19 protein-coding genes are annotated in these 21,454 nt (G+C 71.7%); 9 read left to right on the plus strand and 10 right to left on the minus strand.

Going from position 1 to position 21,454, the window contains the following annotated elements; translation table 11 throughout:
• Positions 1-9: 9 nt before the first annotated feature.
• On the plus strand, positions 10-1,185 hold the full coding sequence (locus VFV67_RS21615) for an RtcB family protein (protein ID WP_326472396.1): 1,176 nt from the start codon (positions 10-12) through the stop codon (positions 1,183-1,185).
• A gap of 15 nt (positions 1,186-1,200) precedes the next feature.
• Here VFV67_RS21615 and VFV67_RS21620 read toward each other — a convergent pair whose 3' ends face one another.
• Both VFV67_RS21620 and VFV67_RS21625 read right to left on the minus strand, forming a co-directional pair.
• A complete protein-coding gene (locus VFV67_RS21620; protein ID WP_414636322.1) occupies positions 1,201-1,539 on the minus strand; it encodes a metallopeptidase family protein in 339 nt (112 codons plus the stop codon).
• A 16-nt stretch (positions 1,540-1,555) separates the two neighbouring features.
• Positions 1,556-2,518 (minus strand): septum formation family protein, encoded by a 963-nt coding sequence (locus VFV67_RS21625; protein ID WP_326472398.1) that lies wholly within the window; start codon positions 2,516-2,518, stop codon positions 1,556-1,558.
• A gap of 101 nt (positions 2,519-2,619) precedes the next feature.
• Here VFV67_RS21625 and VFV67_RS21630 point away from each other — a divergent pair, with 101 nt between their 5' ends.
• The 3 genes from VFV67_RS21630 to VFV67_RS21640 are packed head-to-tail and all read left to right on the plus strand — an operon-like array spanning position 2,620 to position 4,921.
• Positions 2,620-3,243: a hypothetical protein gene (locus VFV67_RS21630; RefSeq protein WP_326472399.1), complete on the plus strand. Its 624-nt coding sequence runs from the start codon at positions 2,620-2,622 to the stop codon at positions 3,241-3,243.
• Positions 3,244-4,410 (plus strand): glutathionylspermidine synthase family protein, encoded by a 1,167-nt coding sequence (locus VFV67_RS21635; protein ID WP_326472400.1) that lies wholly within the window; start codon positions 3,244-3,246, stop codon positions 4,408-4,410. It abuts the gene before it with no gap.
• 43 nt (positions 4,411-4,453) lie between these two features.
• Positions 4,454-4,921, plus strand: coding sequence for a DUF350 domain-containing protein (locus VFV67_RS21640; protein WP_414636311.1), 468 nt, complete (start codon positions 4,454-4,456; stop codon positions 4,919-4,921).
• On the opposite strand, the gene VFV67_RS21645 is transcribed toward VFV67_RS21640, so the two are convergent.
• Positions 4,914-7,355 carry a discoidin domain-containing protein gene (locus tag VFV67_RS21645; protein ID WP_326472401.1) on the minus strand — a complete coding sequence of 814 codons (2,442 nt, stop codon included), beginning with the start codon at positions 7,353-7,355 and terminating at the stop codon, positions 4,914-4,916. The genes VFV67_RS21640 and VFV67_RS21645 overlap by 8 nt on opposite strands.
• Before the next feature lie 233 nt (positions 7,356-7,588).
• Between VFV67_RS21645 and VFV67_RS21650 the strand changes: the two genes are divergently transcribed.
• The gene (locus VFV67_RS21650; protein WP_326472402.1) at positions 7,589-9,673 is read left to right on the plus strand and encodes a GH25 family lysozyme; all 2,085 of its coding nucleotides are present in this window, start codon (positions 7,589-7,591) and stop codon (positions 9,671-9,673) included.
• On the opposite strand, the gene lhgO is transcribed toward VFV67_RS21650, so the two are convergent.
• From lhgO to VFV67_RS21665, 3 genes are all read right to left on the minus strand, one after another.
• On the minus strand, positions 9,663-10,841 hold the full coding sequence (lhgO, locus tag VFV67_RS21655; RefSeq protein WP_326472403.1) for an L-2-hydroxyglutarate oxidase: 1,179 nt from the start codon (positions 10,839-10,841) through the stop codon (positions 9,663-9,665). The two genes, VFV67_RS21650 and lhgO, sit on opposite strands and share 11 nt — an antisense overlap.
• A gap of 22 nt (positions 10,842-10,863) precedes the next feature.
• Positions 10,864-12,813: a DUF6541 family protein gene (locus tag VFV67_RS21660; protein ID WP_326472404.1), complete on the minus strand. Its 1,950-nt coding sequence runs from the start codon at positions 12,811-12,813 to the stop codon at positions 10,864-10,866.
• 90 nt (positions 12,814-12,903) lie between these two features.
• Positions 12,904-14,145 carry a glycosyltransferase family 2 protein gene (locus VFV67_RS21665; protein WP_326472405.1) on the minus strand — a complete coding sequence of 414 codons (1,242 nt, stop codon included), beginning with the start codon at positions 14,143-14,145 and terminating at the stop codon, positions 12,904-12,906.
• Positions 14,146-14,240: 95 nt separating this feature from the next.
• Here VFV67_RS21665 and VFV67_RS21670 point away from each other — a divergent pair, with 95 nt between their 5' ends.
• Positions 14,241-14,936: a class I SAM-dependent methyltransferase gene (locus VFV67_RS21670; RefSeq protein WP_326472406.1), complete on the plus strand. Its 696-nt coding sequence runs from the start codon at positions 14,241-14,243 to the stop codon at positions 14,934-14,936.
• Entirely contained in the window at positions 14,926-15,663 is a 738-nt protein-coding gene (locus VFV67_RS21675; RefSeq protein WP_326472407.1) for a hypothetical protein, read from the plus strand. Before VFV67_RS21670 ends, VFV67_RS21675 begins: the two co-directional genes overlap by 11 nt.
• A gap of 3 nt (positions 15,664-15,666) precedes the next feature.
• Here VFV67_RS21675 and VFV67_RS21680 read toward each other — a convergent pair whose 3' ends face one another.
• Complete coding sequence (locus VFV67_RS21680; RefSeq protein ID WP_326472408.1) at positions 15,667-16,830, minus strand: glycosyltransferase family 4 protein; 1,164 nt, start codon at positions 16,828-16,830, stop codon at positions 15,667-15,669.
• A gap of 24 nt (positions 16,831-16,854) precedes the next feature.
• Complete coding sequence (locus tag VFV67_RS21685; protein WP_326472409.1) at positions 16,855-17,784, minus strand: lysylphosphatidylglycerol synthase domain-containing protein; 930 nt, start codon at positions 17,782-17,784, stop codon at positions 16,855-16,857.
• 43 nt (positions 17,785-17,827) lie between these two features.
• Here VFV67_RS21685 and VFV67_RS21690 point away from each other — a divergent pair, with 43 nt between their 5' ends.
• Positions 17,828-19,720 carry a glycosyltransferase gene (locus VFV67_RS21690; RefSeq protein ID WP_326472410.1) on the plus strand — a complete coding sequence of 631 codons (1,893 nt, stop codon included), beginning with the start codon at positions 17,828-17,830 and terminating at the stop codon, positions 19,718-19,720.
• Positions 19,721-19,762: 42 nt separating this feature from the next.
• Positions 19,763-20,110 carry a hypothetical protein gene (locus tag VFV67_RS21695; RefSeq protein WP_326472411.1) on the plus strand — a complete coding sequence of 116 codons (348 nt, stop codon included), beginning with the start codon at positions 19,763-19,765 and terminating at the stop codon, positions 20,108-20,110.
• Between the two features lie 7 nt (positions 20,111-20,117).
• Here the strand turns inward: VFV67_RS21695 and VFV67_RS21700 are convergent, their stop codons facing one another.
• Positions 20,118-20,603: a histidine phosphatase family protein gene (locus VFV67_RS21700; protein ID WP_326472412.1), complete on the minus strand. Its 486-nt coding sequence runs from the start codon at positions 20,601-20,603 to the stop codon at positions 20,118-20,120.
• A gap of 14 nt (positions 20,604-20,617) precedes the next feature.
• Complete coding sequence (locus VFV67_RS21705) at positions 20,618-21,424, minus strand: Cof-type HAD-IIB family hydrolase (protein WP_326472413.1); 807 nt, start codon at positions 21,422-21,424, stop codon at positions 20,618-20,620.
• Positions 21,425-21,454 lie beyond the last annotated feature (30 nt).

Genomic DNA, 21,454 nt, shown 5'->3' on the forward strand with positions numbered 1-21,454 from the left:
CCTGGTCGCATGGCAACGACGATTCCTGGGCAGTACGTGGACATCCGGCTGTGGACCCGACCCGAGACGGTCGAGCCGGAGGCGATGCGGCAACTGCGCAACATCACGTCGCTGCCGTGGACCTTCAAGCACGTGGCCGTGATGCCGGACGTGCACTACGGCAAGGGCGCCACGGTCGGCTCGGTGATCGCCATGCGGGACGCGGTCTCCCCGGCCGCGGTCGGCGTGGACATCGGCTGCGGCATGACCGCGGTGCGCACCTCGCTGCGCGCCGCCGACCTGCCCGACGACCTCGGCCGGCTGCGCACGCGGCTGGAGGCGGCGGTGCCGGTCGGTTTCGGGGCGCACAAGGCCACCGCGTTCACCGGGCGCGACGCCGGCGACTGGGACCGGTTCTGGCGGACCTTCGACGACCTGACCCCCGCGGTCAAGGGGCAGGCCGATCGCGCGCTGCACCAGATGGGCACGCTCGGCGGTGGCAACCACTTCATCGAGGTCTGCCTGGACACCGACGAGGCGGTCTGGGTGATGCTGCACTCCGGCTCCCGCGGTATCGGGAACCTGCTTGCGCAGCACCACATCGAGGTGGCCCGCCGGCTGGCGCACAACGCCGCGCTGCCCGACCCGGACCTCGCCGTGTTCCTCGCGCACACCCCGCAGATGGCCGCCTACCGGCACGACCTGTTCTGGGCCCAGGACTACGCCCGGCGCAACCGTGCCGTCATGCTGCGGCTGGTCTGCGACGTGCTGCGCAAGCAGTTCCACGGCGTGTCCTTCGCCGAGGCGATCTCCTGCCATCACAACTACGTGGCGGAGGAGACCCACTTCGGCGAGGAGGTCCTGGTCACCCGCAAGGGCGCCATCCGCGCCGGCCGCGGCGACCTCGGCATCATCCCCGGCTCCATGGGCACCGGCTCCTACATCGTCCGCGGCCTCGGCAACCCGGACTCGTTCGAGTCGGCGTCCCACGGCGCCGGCCGCCGCATGTCCCGCACCAAGGCCCGCAAGCAGTTCACCGCGGCCGACCTCGCCGCGCAGACCGCCGGCGTCGAATGCCGCAAGGACGCCGGCGTCGTCGACGAGATCCCGGCGGCCTACAAGGACATCAACCAGGTCATCGCCGACCAGTCCGACCTGGTCGAAGTCGTGACCCAGCTCAAGCAGGTCATCTGCATCAAGGGCTGACAACTGCCGCGGCGGTCAGCCCCAGCCCAGCTCGTGCAGGCGGGCGTCGTCGATGCCGAAGTGGTGGGCGATCTCGTGGACGACGGTGATGGCGACCTCTTCGACGACGTCCTCCTCGGAGTCGCAGATGTCGAGGATGGCGTCGCGGTAGATGAAGATGCGGTCGGGCAGGACGCCGCCGTACTCGCTGGTGCGCTCGGTCAGCGCGACGCCGTGGTAGAGGCCGAGGAGGGACGGGATCTCGGGGTCGCGGTCCTCGACCAGGACCACCACGTTGTCCATGGCGGCGGCGAACTCGCCGGGGATCAGGTCGAGCGCCTCGGAGACCAGCTCTTCGAAGCGGCGGGCGGACATCTGCACGCCCACCGGGCTAACCGCCTGAGGTGGACGGCGGCGGGGCGTCGCCGGGCGGCGGCTGCTCGGCCGGGGGTGCGTCGCCGGCCGGCGGGGCGGCCTTGAGGGTGCCGGAGATGGGCGCAAGGCCGGAACCGTCGGGCAGCCGGGAGCCGACCCGGCAGTCGACCTTGCGCGAGCCGGCCGCCCAACTGCGCTCCTCGAGCGGATCCCAGCCGAGGGTGAGCTTCTTGGCGGCCAGGTCGACACCGCCCGAGTACTGGCTCGCGGCCAGCGCGCACAACTCGGCGAGCCTGGTCTGCTGCGCGTCCACCTGCGGGTACTCGGCCGGGAACGCCTGGGACAGGTCGACGTTGCCGACCACCTCGATCGCGTGCGTCTTCTCGCACTCGGTCGGGTCGCCGACGCCCTTCTCCTCGGTCAGCGCGAAACAGGTGCCCGGATCGAACACGTTGGACTGGTCCTGCCCGGCGGCCGAGCCGGTGGTCGGCAACCGGGTGCCGGTCGCGGTCACCCGGTGCACCCCGCAGCGCAGCTTGCGGTCCCCCTCCCGCCACTGGTCGTCGGTGGGCTTGAGCGCGCTCACGCTGAACCGGCCGAACGGATCCAGCGCGCCGCCCAGGTACTCGGTGACGTTGGGCGTGCACTTGTCGTTGGCGATCTGCTGCCACGCCTGATCATCCGGCGGCGGGGCGCTCTCCGGATTGTCCGCGGAGATCTCCACGCTGCCGGTCAACTCGAAAATGTGGGGTTGCCCACAGTCGATCCGATCCAGCGCCCGCGGGTTGTCCGTCGGCCAGGTCAGGCAGGTGCCGGCCGGCGCGTCGAACGCCGCGGTCGCCTCGTCCTCGGTGCTCGACGACGCGCCGGGAACCGACACCGGCCAGGAGAAAAGCATGGTCGCCGACAGGAGAGCCAGGGCACCAACGAATGCCCCCGCCATCACCAGCCGGGTGCGGATCGTCTCGGTCGCGGCCATCGGTGCCTATCATGCCCTCTCGCGCGGGGTGACATTGCGATCGGGACAAAACTGGACCCGACGCACGCCCCGCATGGGTACAGTCCGCGGCGGGAGTGGACATGACTGACAAAGATCAGCCGGACGACCCGGCACCCGAGGACGAGCGTCCCGACGACGACCCGGAGCAGCGGCGCGGCCAGATCCGGTTCCAGGACGCGGAGACCACCAAGCCACGGCCGCCGACGGTCGGCGAGCAGCGCGCCCGGCGCCGGGCCGAGCAGGAGGAACGCGAGCGCGAGGAAGCCGAACTGGCGGCGGCCGAGCGCAAGCGCAAGATCCGCAAGCGGATCCTGATCGGCGGCGGCGTCACGGTCGGCGTGGTCGCGCTGGTCGCGGTCTGGTATGCCGCCGCGACCCCGGACGAGGTCACCGCGAACTGCATCTCCGACGACAGCGTGCTGTCCTCGGACGAGAACTACTGTGACGAGAACTACGTCACCAGCCACGGCGGCTACCACAGCGGCGGGTTCTTCTTCATCCCGCTGGCCGGTGGCGGCTACCGGCAGTACCACTACAACTACGGCGGCTCGGTCGGCGCGGGCGGCCGGGTCTCCGGCGGCTCCACCGTGGCGCCGTCCGGGGCCTCGGTGAAGACCAGCTCCGGCAAGACCGTGCAGCGCGGCGGGTTCGGGGTCAGCAGCAACAGCGGCGGCAGCGGCGGCAGCAAGAGCGGGGGCAGCTGAGTGCACCGCGAGTCCGGGCGGCCCCGGCGGGACTGGCGGCAGATCGTCGAGTCACAGGGCCTGGTCTTCGGCACGCCCGCGCGGGACGGCACCGGCGCGGCGCGGCCGTACTGGGACGAGTCGGTGCACTATGTGTTCGACATGGACGAGATCCTCTCGATCGAGGCCGACGTCGAGCTGCTGCACTCGATGTGCCTGGACGCGGTCGAGCACGTGGTGGTGGCCGAGCGGTTCAAGGACTTCGGCATCCCGGAGTGGGTGTGGCCGGGCATCGCGGAATCCTGGCGGCGGCACGACCCGCACGTCTACGGCCGGTTCGACCTGCGCTACGACGGCTCCGGCCCGGCCCGGCTGCTGGAGTACAACGCCGACACCCCGACTTCGCTGCTCGAGGCCGCGCTGGTGCAGTGGTTCTGGAAGACCGAGGTCCACCCCGAGGACGACCAGTGGAACTCGATCCACGAGAAGCTGGTCGAGCGGTGGACCGAGATCGGTGACCGGCTGCCCTCCGGCCAGATGCACTTCACCTGGTCCACGGCCGACCCCACCGGCGAGGACCACGTCACCGTCGCCTACCTGCAGGAGACCGCGGCCGAGTCCGGCTTGGACACGGTCGGCCTGGCGATCGAGGAGATCGGCTGGGACCCGGTGCTGAAGCGCTTCGTCGATCTCGAGGAAGCGCCGATGAGCACGGTGGTCAAGCTCTACCCCTGGGAATGGCTGGTCGACGAGGAGTTCGGCAAGCACGCCGTGGCCTCGCTGCCGCACACCATGTGGATCGAGCCGCTGTGGAAGATGCTGCTGTCCAACAAGGCGCTGCTGGCCATCCTGTGGGAGATGCACCCGGGGCACCCGAACCTGCTGCCCGCCTTCCTCGACGACCCCGGCATGCTCACCGAGTACGTGCGCAAGCCGCGGCTTGGCCGGGAGGGCGCCAACATCCAGATCGTCGCACCGGGCTACGAGACCCAGACCGGCGGCGTGTACGGCCAGGAGGGTTACGTCTACCAGGCGTTCGACCCGCTGCCCGAGTACGACGGCTACCGCCCGGCGCTGGGTGCCTGGATCGTCGGGGACACCGCGGCCGGTCTTGGCATCCGGGAGACCGCCGGGCTGGTCACCGACGATGGCGCGGCCTTCGTGCCGCACCGGATCCCGCAACCCTGATAATTCACCCCCACACTTCGCACCAACCGGTCCAGGAGGGTTCGTGAGCACTGTTGCATCGACGACCGCCGTCGCGCTTCCCGAGGGGTTTTGGGGTGGCCTCGGAGAGGGTATCGGCGCGATCGCGTTATACGCCGTCGTCGGCGTCGTCCTGATGTTGCTCGGCTTCTACGCGATCGACTTCACCACTCCGGGCAAGCTCTCCGATCTGGTCCGGGCCGGCCGGCCGAACGCGGTGATCGTCACCGCGTCCGGCATGCTCAGCATGGCGTTCATCATCGTGATCGCGATCTGGAGCTCGAGCGGCGACCTGGCCGCCGGCCTGATCCAGTCGCTGGTGTTCGGGCTGGTCGGCATCGTCGCCCAGGTGCTCGCCGTGCGGACGCTGGAGTGGACGACCCGACTGGACGTCGGCGCCACGATCGAGAGCGACCGGTTCGCACCGGCCAGCGTCGTGGTCGCCGCCGTCCACCTCGCGCTTGGTCTGGTGGTGGCGGTCGCGATCAGCTGACCATCACCTGGGTCGACACGCTCGGCACGCCGGTCGCGTCGAGCGCGAACAGCATGTAGTGCCCGGGGACGAGCACCCCGGGGTCGGCCGGCAGCGGGATCGTGTAGCTGGTGCCGGCCACGGCGCTCGGCACCAGCGGCACGCGCCGCTGGTCGGTGTCCACGGTGTGCGTCGTGGACCCGGCCCGGACCAAGGAGAACCCGGACACCGCCCGGTCGGTCCCCACGGTGATCACGGCACCGGCCGCCGTGGCCGCCGGGGCGCTGGTGATCACCGGCCGGACCGCGGGGCTGCCGTCCGGTGCGTACAGGTACGGCGGGGTGAAGATCTGCCCGTCCGGATGGTTGGTCCCGCAGCCGCCGCACAGCCCGCCGCCGCCGGAGAACACCCGGCCGTCCGGGAGCAGCGCCGCGACGCTGTGGTAGGTCCGGGGCACCGCCATCGAGGCCATCGGGGTGAACGTCTCGGTGGCCGGGTCCCACAGCTCCGCGGCGAACACGGCGGTGGCGTCGTTGAACGGCACCGGCCGGTTCTGCCCGCCGACCACGACCACCTTGCCGTCCGGGAGCACCACGCTGCCCGCGAACGCCCGCGCGTTGGCCATCGAGGCCACCCGGCGGGCGGTCGCGGTGCCGCCGTTGATGTCGATCACGTAGGCCCGGTTGGTCGCGTCGCTGTCCTGGTAGGCCGGGGCGCCGCCGACGGTCAGGATCTTCCCGACGTCGTACATGACCGCGTTGCCGTTCATCGCGTCGGCGTCGTCGGCCCGAACCCCGGCCGGGGTGGTGCCGCCCGCGCCAACGGTGTCGTACCAGTTCATCTGCCGGCTGGGCCCGGCCTGGAACACCCGGCCGCCCGGAGCCGCGAACAGCCAGATGTGGTTGTCGGCCCGGTAGACCCCGGCCGGGTCCGCGGTGAGCAGCGGGTCGACCGGGGCGCCGGTCAGCCGCTGCCAGCCGGTCGCGGCCGACCACACCTCGCCGTGCTTGCCGCCGCGCCCGCCGCTCCATGAGCCGCCGATGGTGAACACCCGGCCGTCGGACAGGGTGACCATGCTCTGGTAGCCGCGCGGGATGTTCATCGCCGGGCCGGTGAGCCAGGTGTTGGCGGCCGGTTGGTAGGTGCTGGTCCGGTCGCTGTTGTTGCCACCGGTGACCATGACGCCGCCGTCCGGCAGCCGGGCGGTGCCCGGGCAGAACATGTCGTGCCCGGTCTCGGTGACGGTGCGCTGGCTGACCGCGCCGGTGGCCAGGTCGAGCGTCGCGGTCACGGTCTTTCCGCTGCCGCCGCCGAAGTTGTACGGCTCGAACGCCGACCAGGTCAGCAGCCGCCCGCCGGGCATGAGCGCGGCGGCGGCCGGCACCAGTGGGAAGCCGATGGTGGGACCCCAGGTGCCGTTGGTGGCCGCGCTGGTGTCCGGCGCGCTGCCCATCAGGTTGATCTCGGCGGCGCTGCTCCACGGACCTCGGTTGCCGGCCTCGGTCAGGGCGGTGAGCCGCACGTACCGGACCGCGGTCGGCGCGATGTTGATGGTCTTCTCGTTGGTGTTGTTGGCCAGGGTGCCGGTGGCCCGTTGGGTCCACGCGGTGCCGTCGGTCGAGGTGTGCAGCCGGTAGCCGCCGATGGTGCCGTTGCGGCTGCCGTCGGTCCGCGGCCGGTAGCGCAGCGCCGTCACGGTGTTGGTGGCGTGCATGTCGATGGTGATCGTGTGCGGCAACGGGTCCGGCGGCGCCGGCGTCCACCGGGTGTGCCACATGGTGGCGAGGTTGCCGTCGATCGCATTGGTGGCCGGGTGGGCGCCCTGCGCGCTGTCCGCGGTGACCGTCCAACCGGTGCGCGGCAGGGTCGACACCGGCGCGCCGGTCAGGTTGAGCTCGGCGGCGCTGGTCCACGGCCCGCGGCCGCCGGCCTCGGTGGTCGCGGTGAGCCGCACGTAGCGGGCCACGACCGGGGCGATCGCGATGGCCTTCTCGGCGTTGGTGTCCTCGAGGGTGCCGGTGGCCACCTGGGTCCAGGCGGTGCCGTTGGTGGAGGTGTGCAGCTGGTAGCCGCCGATGGTGCCGTTGCCGCCGCCGTCGGTGCGCGGCAGGTAGCGCAGCCCGCTGATCGTGTTGGTGGCGTGCGTGTCGATGGTGAACGTGTGCGGCAGCGGCGCCGGGGGAGCGGGCGTCCACCGGGTGTGCCACATGGTCGCGGTGTTGCCGTCGATCGCCGCGGTGGCAAGGTATCCGGTCTCCGCGCTGTCCGCGGTGACCGTCCAGCCGGTGCGCGGCAGCGTGGGATCGCTGGCCACCGGGATGAACGCCGGCGGGGTGATCATGGCGTGGTGTTGGTGGCCGGCCGGCGGATCGCCCCCCGGACCGGGATCGGCGACAAGGGCGCTGGCCGCGATGACGGCGGCGCCGGCGATGAGCGTTCGGGACAGGCTCGTCAACCGGCGCCTGCCTAATCGGGTGATGGACCGGGTTCCGGATTCGGATGCGCGCATGGAAGCCCCCAAGGGTCTTTTGGCGTCGTCGCATCGAAAGTCCTTGATCCGCCGCCCGGCGTTACCGGGATCCCGGGGGTTCTCCGGTTTTGTCCGCTCCCGGTTTCGGCGTGCCGGTCCGGTCCGCCGGGGCCAGGATGGCCCCCGTCGTTGCGCGCCCGGCGTCGGTGGAGGACCAGATGACCGCAACTCTTGCCCGGTTGGCCGGCGGGCTGCTCGGCGCGGCCGTGCTGCTGGCCGGGCTGCCGCCGCTCGCCCCGGCCGCGCAGCCCGCACCGCCGGCCAACCCGGAACGCGACTTCATGGGATCCACGCTGGCCACCCACGAGCCGCAGGCGGTGACCCACGCGGTGGACGCGGCTCCGTACGGCACGCCGGGCATCGACGTCAGCCACTGGCAGGGCCGGATGGACTGGCCCGCGATGGCCGCGCGCGGCATCCGGTGGGCGTACATGAAGGCCACCCAGGGCACCAGCTACCGGGATCCGGAGTTCGGCAACAACTACACCGGCTCGCGCACCGCCGGCCTGCTGCGCGGCGCCTACCACTTCGCCCAGCCGTCGATCTCCGGCGGCGCCGCGCAGGCCCACTTCTTCGTGGACAACGGCGGCGGCTGGTCGGCCGATGGCTGGACCCTGCCGCCGGTGCTGGACATCGAGTACAACCCGTACGGTCCGACCTGCTACGGCCTGACGCCCGGCCAGATGGTCGCCTGGGTCGACGAGTTCGCGACCACGGTGCGGGCGCGCACCGGTCGCTGGCCGGTCGTCTACACGACCCGGAACTGGTGGCGGTTGTGCACCGGCAACAGTGAGGCCCTCGGGCTGCGCACGCCGCTGTGGATCGCCGGCTTCAACGGCAACCCGGTCAACCTGCCGTACGGCTGGACCACCCACACGATGTGGCAGTACGCGGTCACCGACATGGATCAGGACGTCTTCAACGGCACGCCGGCCGAGTTGCGCGCGCTGGCCGTGGACAGCGCGGGCGACGCGATCGCCGCGCACTACGACCGGGTGGGCGGCGCGGCCTGGCTGGGCCTTGCGACCGGCGCGCGGTACGCGGTGGGCGCCGGCTCGGCCCAGAACTACACCGGCGGCCGGATCTACTTCACCCCGGGCGGCGGGGCCTGGTCGGTCCGCGGCGACATGCTGGACCGCTACCTTCGGGGTGGTGGGCCCGCCGGGGTCCTCGGCTTCCCGGGCAGCGACGAGCTGTACACCTCGGACGGGTCGGCCCGGTTCAACCACTTCATGCGCGGCTCGTTCTGGGCCGGGCCGACCGGCTTCTTCGAGGTCCGCGGCAGCGTCCGGGAGAAATGGGGCGGGCTGGGCTGGGAGCGGTCCCAGCTCGGCCACCCGACCAGCGACGAGCAGCGCACCGCCGACGGTGCCGCGTTCAGCCTGTTCCAGGGCGGCGCGATCTACTACACGCCGGGCACCGGGGCGCACGAGGTGCGCGGGTCGATCTATCAGCTGTGGCGGGCTTTCGGGGCGGAGTGGTCGTTTTTCGGCTATCCGGTCACGGACGAGACGCGGTCCTCGGACGGGGTGGGGTCGTTCAGCCACTTCCAGCGGGGGTCGATCTTCTACCACCCGGGCCTGGGCGTGCGGGAGGTGCACGGCGCCATTCGGGACAAGTATGCGGCGCTGGGTTGGGAGCGGTCCCACCTCGGCTATCCGACGACCAACGAGCTGCGCACACCGGACGGCATCGGCGCTTATAACTTGTTCCAGCAGGGGTCGATCCACTGGACGCCGGCAACCGGTGCGCACGAGGTGCGGGGGCTGATCTATCAGGTGTGGGCGTCGTTGGGTTTGGAGCGGTCGGTGATCGGCTACCCGATCACCGACGAGACCCCGTCGTCGGACGGAGTCGGGTCGTACAACCACTTCCAGCGAGGGTCGATCTTCTACCGGCCGGGGGTCGGGGCGCAGGAGGTGCGCGGCGCCATTCGGGACAAGTGGGCGGCGCTGGGTTGGGAGCGTTCGGTGCTGGGCTATCCGACGACCAACGAGCTGCGCACGCCGGACGGGATCGGCGCCTATAACTTGTTCCAGCAGGGGTCGATCCACTGGACGCCGGCAACCGGCGCGCACGAGGTACGCGGCGCGATCTTCCAGCGCTGGGTGGCGCTCGGTTCCGAACGGGGCCGGCTCGGCTACCCGACCAGCGACGAGTACGACGTCCCGGGCGGGCGGCGGACCAACTTCCAGCGCGGCACGCTCACCTGGAACCGGACCACCGGCGCCGTCACCGGTTGACCCGGTCGGCCACGTACCGGGCGATCTCCAGCGCGCAGGTCGCGGCCGGCGACGGCGCGTTGAGCACGTGCACCTGGTCCCGCGCGGTCTCGATCAGGAAGTCCTGCACCATCGAGCCGTCCGGCAGCAGCGCCTGGGCCCGCACCCCGGACCCGGCCCGGACGAGGTCCTCCTTGCGCACGGCCGGCACCAGCCGGGCCAGGCTGGCCGCGAACCGGCGCTGCGACAGCGACCGCAGCACCTCGTCCACCGCGGTCCGCGGGTAGCGCCGGGCCAGCTTCCACAGCCCGGGGAACCGCACGGAATCCCCGAGGTCGCGGGCCGAGACGTCGCGCCACCGGTACCCCTCGCGGCGCAGCGCCAGCACCGCGTTCGGCCCGGCGTGCACGCTCCCGTCCAGCATCCGGGTGAGGTGCACGCCGAGGAACGGCAGCGTCGCGTCCGGTACCGGATAGATCAGCCCGCGGACCAGGTGCCGGCGGTCGGGCCGCAGCTCGTAGTACTCGCCCCGGAACGGCACGATCCGGGCGCGCGGTTCCAGCCCGGCCATCCGGGCGATCCGGTCGCTGTGCAGCCCGGCGCAGTTCACCAGCGCGTCCGCGCGCAGCACGTCCGTTCCGGTGGCCACCTCGACCCCGCCGGTGGCCCCGCGCCGGATGCCCAGCGCCGGCGTGGCCAGCCGCAGGTCGGCGCCGAGCTCGATGAGCTGGCGCATCAGCGCTTCGCACACCGCGGGAAAGTCGATGATGCCGGTGCTCTCCACCCGCAGCGCCGCCACGCAGGACACCTCGGGCTCGTACTCCCGGGCCTGCGGCGGGTCGATCAGCTTGGCCGGCACGCCGTTGGCCTCGGCCCGCTCGGCCAGCACGTGCAGCGCCGGCAGCTCCGCCTCGGTGGTGGCCACGACCAGCTTGCCGCACACCTCGACCGGAACGCCGTTGTCCCTGGCGAACTCCACGATGGACCGGCTGCCGGCCACCGCCATCCGGGCCTTGTTCGAGCCGGGCTGGTAGTACAGCCCGGCGTGCACGACGTTGGAGTTGTGCCCGGTCTGGTGGGCGGCCCAGTGGTCTTCCTTCTCCAGGACCGTCACCCGGTCGCCGCGCCCGGCCAGCTCGCGCGCCACGGCCAGACCGAGAATTCCCCCACCGATCACCACCACTCGCATCCGAACAGCCTAAGGCCGCCGGTCAGGGATCCGTTCGGTGGTCCTCGGTGTCCACCCGGTACAGCCGCACCGACCCGCTGCTGTAGACCAGCGTGGCCGAGCGCATCCCGGACAGATCGTCCAACCCGGGGATCCGGCTCTGCCACGGCCGGATGAACCCGGTGCACAGCACCGTCCAGCGCACCCCGAGCGTGGTCGCGTCCCGGCGTACCTGCGCCTCGGTGCCCAGCTCGTCGAACCGCTCGTAGAGCCGCATCCGGTCGTAGCCGACGGTGGACCAGTCGAACGGCCCGGTCAGCGGAGTGGGGAACACCACCTTCATGCCGTACAGCGGGTAGGCCCACGAGCACCCGTCGTGCGGGTCGTTCATCACCATGCCGCCCCCGCCGGCCGCCACCACCTTGCTGGCCTCGGCAAGGTCGGCCCGCTCCTGGTCGGTCACGGTCGGCCCCTGCCCGTAGGCGATCGCCACCGTGGCCCGCGTGGTCCCCTGGTAGTCGGCCTTGGTGACCACGAAGAACAGCCCGAGCAACCCGGCCAACGCCACCGGCGCGACCCACCGGGTCCACCGCGATTCGGACACCCGTCCGGTGCGCCCGATCAGCCCGGCCAGCCAGTCCCGCACCCAGACCAGGCCGGCGGCCAGCAGCGGCAGCACGATCACGCCGAACGCCGCGGCGAACCGGTGCCGGTCGTTCCACCAGAACGAGGTCAGCCGTAACGAGATCGCGTTGTCGTAGGCCGCCGCCAGCACGTACAGGCCGGTGACCAGGCCGGCGGCCAGCACGATCGGCCGCAGCGCGCGCACCCCGCCGGGCGCGAGCACCGCCCACAGCCCGACTCCGAGCAGCGGAATGAACCAGTACTGCGGAAACGGCGTGACGGCGTTGAACATCACCAGCTCGCCGAAGGCCGCGCCGGGGTTGGTGTAGGCCGGCCAGTCGATCCCGGTGGCGCCGGCCGCGGCGGCCAGGGTGGAGCGCAGCACCGCGATGCCGCCGATCACCCCCACCACGGCCGCGACGCCGAGCGTGCCGACCAGCGGCCACTCGATCCGCCTGCGCTCGACCAGCTGCGCGCCGAGCAGCAGGGCACCGATGATCGCGGCGAACAGCGCCACCTGCGGGTGCCCGTTGAGCAGCCCGGCCACCGCGAGCCCGAGGGCGAGGCCGAGCCGCCAGTTCGGCCAGCGCAACAGCACCACGATCAGGGCGAGCACCCCGGGCAGCATGACCAGCGTGGTGCCGTACGGCAGCAGCGCGCCGTAGCCGGTCATGTGGTACGGGATCGCGGCCATCCCGACCGACAGCAGGCCGACCGCCGCGGCGTGCGCCGGCCGGCCGGTGAGCACCCGCAGGAACGCGACCAGACCGATGCCGAGCAGCAGCGGCCCGGCCGCCCCGATCGCGTTGAGCACCTCCGGAACGGAAAGACCGGTCGCGTCCCGGATCAGGGCGGCGGTGGCGTGGTAGGCGTCCGGCGCGTAGGAGGTCGATGCCGGTGCGCTGATCGCGGCGACCGCGGACGGTGCGGCGTCGCCGGTGTCGCTGATCATGCGGGTGGCGGCGGCGTGGAACAGCGCGTCCCAGGTCTGGTTGATCCCGTCCAGCGCGTTGGTCGCCCGGACGAACACGAAGGCGCCGACCGCGCCGGCGACGGCAAGCACGGCCGCGACGCCGGCGTGGTGGTACCACTCCCATGTGTTCAGCTCGACCCGCCACCGGCGCCAGGGCCAGGTGACGGCGGCGAGCAGCACGCACAGCGCAAGGCAGGCCAGCAGCACGTTCAGCGGCTCCCAGCGGATTCCGGCCGCCGAGAACACGATGATGGTCACGGCGACCAGGCCGTAGGTCAGCGCCGGGGCCACGCCGGCCAGCGTCCAGCCGCGCAGGCCCATGGCCAGGCCGAGGGCGAGCCCGGGCAGCACCAGCCAGGCCAGGGTCGCCAGGACCGGGAGCACGGTGCCGGTCATGACGGGTCTGCCTCCCGGAAATTCTTGTCGGCGCGGATCGCCGCCGCGGAATTTACCGTGGTGGTCGACGTGAGGTTCAGACCAGGGGTGTTACGACCGCATGGACCGTTCGGTGTGCGGCTCGGCGGCCGGTTCCGTGTCCCGGGACGACCTGGCGAACCGGGTGCCGTCGCTGGTCGGAATGTTCAGTACCCCGGCGAACATGCTGAACATGATCGTCTGGAAGCCGAGCACGAGGCCGAGCACCGCCGGGATCGCGGTGCGGATGGTCTGTGCCGTGTCCATCGCGCCGAACCCGGCGTCGCCCCAGCGAAGCAGCTGACCGAGCGCGGCCAGGACACCGGCCAGGAAGATCGCCAGACCGAACACCAGACCCCGTTCCACCGAGAACCGCTCGATCAGCTGCCGGTACCGCGGGCTCATCGGCAGTAAGCCCGCGCGCGCGCCGAACAGCTTCACCAGCACGGAGAACAGCACCGCCTGGTAGCCGAGCACGGCGATGCCGGCGGCGTAGAGCATGGTGCCGACGTCGAAGCCGATCACGCCGATGTCGACCGGACCGATCAGCAGCACCAGGGTGGCCGCCAGGCCGCTGGCCAGCGCGGCCAGTCCTGGGTAGAGGAACAGCCAGCGCGGGCTGTAGATCAGCAGGAAGCGCAGGTGTCGCCAGCCGTCCCGCCAGCTGTTCAGGTGCGGCGGCCGGTTGCGTCCGTCCTTGGCCAGCGTGGTCGGCACCTCGGCGATACGCAGGCCGGACAGGCAGGACTTCACCACGATCTCGCTGGCGAACTCCATCCCGGAGGTGTGTAGCCCGATGCCGAGAATCGCCTCCCGGCGGAACCCGCGCAGCCCGCAGTGGAAATCGCCGACCGGCGCCTTGAAGAACTGCCGGCCGACCCCGGAGAGCAGCGGGTTGCCGAAATAGCGGTGCAGCGCGGGCATCGCACCCGGCGCGATACCGCCGCGAAACCGGTTGCCCATCACCAGATCGGCGCCCCTGCGCAGCTCGTCGACGAACGCGTCGAGGTCGCTGAAGTCGTAGCTGTCGTCGGCGTCGCCCATGATCACGTACCGGCTGTTCGCCGCCCGGATGCCGCCCATCAGCGCGTTGCCGTAGCCCTTGTCCGGCACGTCGACCACCTGCGCGCCCAACTCCCGGGCGATCGCCTGGGAGCCGTCGGTGCTGCCGTTGTCGGCGATCAGCACCGCACCGGACACGCCGGAGGCGGCAAGATAGCCCTGCGCCTTGCGGATGCAGGTGCCCAACGTCTCCGCCTCGTTGAGGCAGGGCATGACGATGGTCAACTCGCTCGCGTAGGTGCGCTGTTCCATGCTGTGTCCGTTTCGGCGACTGTCTGACCGCGTCACAGTACCGACGGTGATCGTTCATTTCTTGTCGAGCCGGTTTCGGGAAGGAAAACTGAAGAGTGCTCAACTCCCACTACGACGACGATCCCGCAGCCTACGCAGCCAAACGCACCGGGTGGTTGCACCAACGCAGACAGCGACGGGCGATCGAGTTCCTCGGCACCGCGCGACCGGGCGAGCGGGTGCTCGATCTCGGCTCCGGAACCGGTGAGCACACCCTGGCGATGGCGGCGGCGCATCCGCACCTGAGGGTTGTCGGCGTCGAGCCGCTGGCGGACTACGTGGCTTATGCCCGGGAGCGCGCCGCCGGTCTCGGACTCGGCAACGTGGAGTTCGTGCAGGGCTACGCCGAGGACGTCCGGGCGGTGCTGCCGGACGGCCCGGTCGACCGGGTGGTGTCCAGCGACGTGCTGCACCACGTGGCCGACGAGCGGGCGGCCGCGGGCAGCGTGGCCGCCGCCGCCCGGCCGGGCTGCCGATGGCTGGCGTTCGAGCCGAACCGCTGGAACCCCTACATCTTCCTGTTCCAGGCGTTGACCAGGGGCGAGCGCAACTTCCGGCCGGGCGCGTTCGTCCGGGCGGCGGCCCCGGCCGGCTGGCGTCCGGCCGGCCGCGACTATCTTTTCCTGATCCCGTCGGCCATCCCGGAGCCGCGACCCTGGATGAAGACGCTGGAACGGCGGTTCGAGTCGCGAGCCGTACTCGGCGGCGGGGTGACGCTCACGCTCGTCCTTGGAGATGATCATGGCCACTAACCTGCGCGTCGAAGTCCGCCGCGGAGTGAGCGCCCTGCGCGAGTCGATCGGCGACCACGGGTTGTGGACCACGGCCGGCCTGGTCGCCTCGACCGCCGCCGGCCAGGTCGCGTTCCCGGTCATCCGGGCCCGCAGGCGCCGCGCCCGGTTCACCTTCCGCGGCACCGCGCTGCCCTACACCGTGCACCGGTACAACAACGCCTACCGCAACGAGCGCACCGTGGAGATCGCGGTCGCCAGGTGGTTCCTCGCCGGCGCCGGCCCCGGCCGCACGCTCGAGGTGGGCAACGTGCTCGGGCACTACGGCGTCACCGGGCACACCGTGCTGGACAAGTACGAGACCGTGCCCGGGGTGATCAACTCCGACATCGTCGGCTTCCGGCCGGACGAACCGTTCGACACCGTGCTCGCCATCTCCACCCTCGAGCACGTCGGCTGGGACGAGCAGCCGCGCACCCCGGAGAAGGTGATCAAGGCGATCGAGGCGACCAAGGCCTGCGTGGCACCCGGCGGGCGGCTACTGGTCACCCTCCCGATCGGTTGGAACACCCGGCTGGACGAGGAACTGCGGGCCGGAACGATCGGCTTCCAACGGGAGACCTGGCTGGTCCGCACCAACGCGGCCAACGACTGGCAGGAAACCGATCGCGACGAGGCCCTGCGCGCCCAGTACGGCCACCCCTTCCGCAACGCCAACGCCGTACTGATCGGCACCGAGACCCGGTGACGCTTAGCGCTTTCCCGAGCTGACCGCGGCCTGGATCCGCCCGAGCAACTGGGTGGCCGCGGCTCGGATCGTCCTGGTCCTGCTGGCCTGCTGGAACCATTCCGCGGTGCTCTTGCGCAGGGCCGGGCCGGCGGCCACCACGTCGGCGATCGCGTTGCCGAGCACTGGTGCCGCGACCGATCCGGCGATCCGGCCGTTGACCCCGTCCGCCACCAACTCCAGCGCGGCGTTGTCCGGGCCCTCGACCAGGACCACCGGGGTGCCCTGCGCGCACGCCTCGACCACGACCAGGCCGTAGCCCTCCCTGGCCGACGGGTTGACCAGGCACGCGGCCGTGCGCATGCCCTCATCCAGCTCCTCCTGGCTGACGAACCCGGGTGTGTCGATCACCGCGCCGAGCCCCAGCCGGGCGATCTCGGCCCGCACCGCCGCGCGGCTGCGGCCCTCGCCGTAGATCGTCGCGGTCAACTCGGGAATCCGGTCCCGGGCCACCGCGATCGCCGCCGGCAGCGTCTCCACCCGCTTGTCCGGGATGTGCCGCCCGACGTAGATCACCCGAGGCGGCTCGGTGGCGGTCAGCACCGGCCGCCCACCGCACTGGCCGTCGATCAGACCCGGGCTCACCACCGGCTCCGAGCGCAGCCCCAGCTCGGTCAGCCGGCGCGCGTTGAGCTGTGAGTGGCAGCTGGCGATCGGGCTGAACCGCACCGCAATCCGCTGGATCGCGGTGGCCACCCGACCGGCCACCGGCCCCTTGTACTCCCGCCACTGGGCCGGCCGCCACACCTCCAGCCAGTCCACCACCAGCACCGCGGGCGAGCCGATCAGTGCCGCCCTTGCCGCCGGCACGTTGGTCGCCGGGATGGCGCTGACCAGCACGGCGTCGTAGTCGCGGTGCCGGCGCAGGTGCCGGTACAGGCCGCGGGCGAACCGGATCGCCGGTCCGAGGGTGCGCGCCCCGGTCTCGTCGTACAGCTCCCGGTCGGTGCTGATCACCTTGATGTCGAAGGGTTCCCCGCCGGGCGGGGCGCCGTCCCACTGCTGCCGGGTCAGGTAGGTGACCCGGTGGCCGGCCGCGGCGAACTCCTCGGCGAACACGCGGTACTGCCGCTCGCCGCCTCCGGTGGAGTAGGGGAACAGGCAGTCGTAGGCGACGGCGATATGCAACGGAACCCTCCTGAACGCGATCGGTCAGGTCGCGGCGACGGGGTGAGCCGCATCGTCGCGGCGGCGCGGCCGGGCGAGCAGCGTGGCCACCCCCGCGGAGGCCAGGTCGGCCACCGTGAACATCACCCGGGACACCACCGCGAGCGCGATCGCGGTGCCGGCCGGCAGCACGCTGGCCAGCGCCGCGACCAGCACCACCTCGCGTGCGCCGATCCCGGACGGCAGGAAGAACGCGAGCAGTCCGGCCGTCATGGCCAGGGCCATGGCGCCGGTGCACAGCATCAGGCCGCGCATCCCGGGCGAACCGAGTGCGTCGGCCAGCAGCCACAGGTGCAGGCCGAGCAGGACGAACGTGGCCAGCCCCAGTCCCAGCGTGCGGGCGATCGCGCCCGGGGTCAGCGGGTGCGGCAGCGGCGGCCGGCGCAGCAGCCGCAGGCCGCGCGAGACCAGCCAGGTCAGCGGCCGGGGATGCAGCAGGACCAGCCCGGCCGGCAGCAACACGAACAGCCACAGGTACTCCCGGTGCTCTACGAGCAGCACCGGAAGGGCCAGGAAACCGGACAGCAGCGAGGCGACGATGCCGATGCCGGTAGCCACCACGGACGCGGTCAACGCCCGCACCCGGGTGATCCCGGCGGCCTTGGCCAGCTCCATCTGCACCAGGAACGACCACACCGAGCCGGGCACGTACTTGCCGAGCTGACCGACCAGGAAGATCATCGAGGCGTCCCGGGTCCGGGACGCGGTGCCCAGGTCCCGCAGCACCGTCTGCCACATGAACGGGCCGAGCAGGACCGCGGCCAGCACCAGCAGGAAGGAGACCAGCACGCTCGGCAAGGGCAGCGCCAGCAGCGTGCCGGACACCTCGGGCCACCGCACGATCAGCTGATGGACGGCTCCGGCGAGCACGCCGGTCACCAGCACCCGGCGTAACCACTGGGTCACCGCGGTCATGCGTGCCTTTCGCTACGGGGGCCTCAGGTTACAGTGACGCCTTGTGAACGATCTGGTTAGCCCGAACCCGGCCAGCGCCGACCGCGTGTTGCAGCGGGTCATCCTGCCGAGGGACACCGACCCGCTCGACGTCCGGCCGCTCTACCTCGACGAGCCGGAGCACGTGCACAGCCACGTCTCGTCCCGGCGCGCGGTGACCGTGCCGCCGTCGGCGCGGGTGTCGTTCGCCGCGTACTTCAACGCGTTCCCGGCCAGCTACTGGAAGCGCTGGACCCGGATCGACGAGGTGGTGCTGCGGATGGACGTGCGCGGCGCCGGCCGGATCGACGTCTACCGGTCCAAGCCCAACGGCGACGTGGTGCACCTGCAGGGCCGCGCGGTGCCGGCCGGCGAGGACTGGCAGACCCTGGAGTTCCGGATCAGCCTGCGCCCGTTCGAGGACGGCGGCTGGATCTGGTTCGACGCGTTCACCGACGACACCCGGCTGGAGATCGCCGAGGCCGCGTGGCTGGCCACCGAGGACCTGACCCGGCAGCGGGTGGCCATCGGCACCACCACGTTCAACCGGCCGGACGACTGCGTGGCCACGCTGCTCGCGCTCGGCGAGGACCCGGCCGTGCTCGCCGTGGTCAGCCGGGTCTACGTGGCCGACCAGGGGGACCGCAAGATCTCCGCACATCCGCGGTTCGCCGAGGCCGCCGCGGCGCTCGGCGACCGGCTGCAGGTCATCGAGCAGGACAACCTCGGCGGCTCCGGCGGCTTCACCCGCGCGCTGTACGAGGCGCTCGAGCACAGCGACGTCGAGCAGATCCTGCTGATGGACGACGACATCGTGCTCGAGCCGGACAGCGTGTTGCGGGCCAACGCGTTCGCCAGGGCCGCCGCGGCGCCGGTGATCGTCGGCGGGCACATGCTCAACCTGCAGGCCAAGGCCCGGCTGCACACCACCGGCGAGATCGTCGACCTCGGGTCCTGCCTGTGGCGGCCGGCGCCGGACGCCGTGGTGGACCACGACTTCGGCCAGAGCTCGCTGCGCACCAGCCCGGAGCTGCACAAGCGGATCAACTCCACCTACAACGGCTGGTGGATGTGCCTGTTCCCGCGCGAGGTGGTCCAGCGCACCGGTCTGCCGCTGCCGCTGTTCATCAAGTGGGACGACGCGGAGTACTCGCTGCGCGCGCTGGCCGCCGGTTTCCCGACGGTGAGCCTGCCCGGCGCCGCGGTGTGGCACATGCCGTGGACCGACAAGAACGACGCCACCGACTGGACCGCATACTTCCACCTGCGCAACCGACTGATCATGGCCGCCCTGCACAGCCCGTACGACATGCGCCGCACGCTGCTCAAGCAGGGCCTGCGGATGGCGCTCGGCCGGCTGCTGTCCATGGAGTACTCCACGGTGGCGATCGAGCAGAAGGCGGTGGAGGACTTCCTGGCCGGGCCGGACCGGCTGTTCGACCTGCTCGGCACCGTATTGCCGGAGATCCAGGAGATCCGCCGGCAGTACCCGGACGCCCGGGTGCTGCCCTCCGCCCAGGAGTTCCCGGCGCCGACCTTCGACATGGTCCGCACCGAGGCGCTGCTGCGGCCGCCGGGCGACCCGGTGCGCAAGAGCGTGCGGGCGGCCAAGGCGCTGCTGCACAACCTGGGCGCCCCGCAGCCGGTCGCCACCGAGCGGCCGCAGGTCAACGTCCCGGCCGGGAACGCGCTGTGGTACCTGCTCGGCAACCTGGACAGCGCCACCGTTTCCAACCCGGACGGCAGCGGGGTGGCGTTCCGCAAGCGGGACCCGGAGCTGTTCCGCGAGCTGGCCCGCCGGGTCGTGCGCAACTACCGGACGCTGGCCCGGGAGTGGCCGAACCTGGTGGAGACCTACCGGGCCGCGGTGCCGGAACTGACCTCCGTCGAGTCGTGGCGCAAGGTCTTCGACAGCTGAGCGGGGGTTGCGAGGGATCACGGGCTGGGAGACGCTTCCCCTGTGAGCGAGCTCGCTAACCAGTCCCAGACCATCTCCCTTGAACTCGACGACGCCGGTGTCTCCGTCGATCTGCCCCGCCCGCCACACCAGGGCGATCAGGTTTACGGCGTGCCCTATCGCCCGGTGGAGTTCCGCGACGACGACCTGCCGACCGCACTGGAGCGCTCGGCGGCGTGGCTGCGGCAGACCCAGGAGTGGCTCGGTGAACCGGTGGATGTGATCGCCATCCACCTCGACTACGACGACAGCGAGGACTCCCCGTACTACGACGTCAAGCTGCTGTGCAACGAGGAGGATCTCGCCGGGGCGCCGATCGCGCTGCGCCGGGCCACCGGCGACGACGCCTGACCGCGGCTCAGCCGCGCACGGTGGCGTAGGCGTCCACGGTCGCGGTGCTGAACTCGGCGTCGACCCACGACCCGGGCCAGCTCAGCACCGCGACCGCGGCGGTCTTCAGCTCGCGCTGCTCCCCGGACAGCCGGGCGACCAGGTCGGCAAGGCCGGGGTTGTGCCCGACCAGCGCCACCCGCTCGATCTCGTCCGGCAGCTCGGCCAGCACGGTCAGCAGCTCGGTCGGACCGGCGCCGTACATCCGCTCGTCGTGCCGCACCGACGGCCGCGGATCGAGCCGCGCGCCGGCCAGCTGCCAGGTCTGCCGTGCCCGGGTGGCCGGTGAGCACACCACCAGGTCCAGCGTCTTGACGTGCTCGGCCAGCCAACCGCCGAGCGCAGGCGCGTCCCGGCGACCCCGCTCGGCAAGCGGCCGCTCGTAGTCCAGCTCGCCGCCGGACCAGTCGGACTTGGCGTGGCGAACCACGACCAGCGTGCGGCGTTCGGTCATCGGCCAAGCATCCTCTAGAACCAGCGCTCGAGAACCTGAGCCACGCCGTCCTCGGAGTTCGGTGCGGCGACCTCGTCGGCGGCGTCCAGCGCCCTCGGGTGCGCGTTGGCCATGGCCACCCCGTGCCCGGCCCAGCGCAGCATCTCCACGTCGTTGGCCATGTCCCCGAACGCGATCACGTCCTGCGCCGGCACGTCGAACAGCTCGCAGACCCGGGCCAGCCCGAACGCCTTGGTGACGCCCTGTGCGGAGAACTCGATCAGCCCGTGGTTCGTGGAGAACGTCACGTCCACGGCGTGGTCGAGCACCTCGATGGCGGCCGCGGCCATCTCCTCGCTGCTCATCCGGTCGTGCCGGACCAGCAGCTTGGTCGCCGGGTGACCGAGCACCTCGGCGCGCGGGACGGCGGCCGCGCCGTCCTCGTCACCCCACGGGTTGCGGTAGCCGAGCTCGGTGACGAACACCGGGACGTCCCGGGCCGGGCTGGCCCGCTCGGCGGCCACCCGCATCCCGGGCAGCGCCCGCTCGAGCGCGTGGGTCACGTCGTGCAGCAGCATCGGGTCGAGGCCGTGGCTGTCCACCACCCGGCTGGTGCCGATGTCGTAGAGCACCGCGCCGTTGGAGCAGACCGCGTAGCCGTCCAGCCCGGCGCTCTGCACCACCGGCGTGATCCACCGCGGCGGCCGGCCGGTCACCAGAACGAACGGGACGCCGGTCGCGGCCACCCGGGAGATCACCCCGGCGGTGCGGTCGGTGAGCCGCGCCATCGGGTCGAGCAGCGTTCCGTCCACGTCCGAGGCGATCAGGCTGGGTCTGCGCACCAGACCATTCTCCCAGGCCGGGCCGGGTGG

The organism is Actinophytocola sp., assembly GCF_035762905.1.
In the GTDB taxonomy this organism is placed as follows: Bacteria; Actinomycetota; Actinomycetes; order Mycobacteriales; family Pseudonocardiaceae; genus DASYTH01.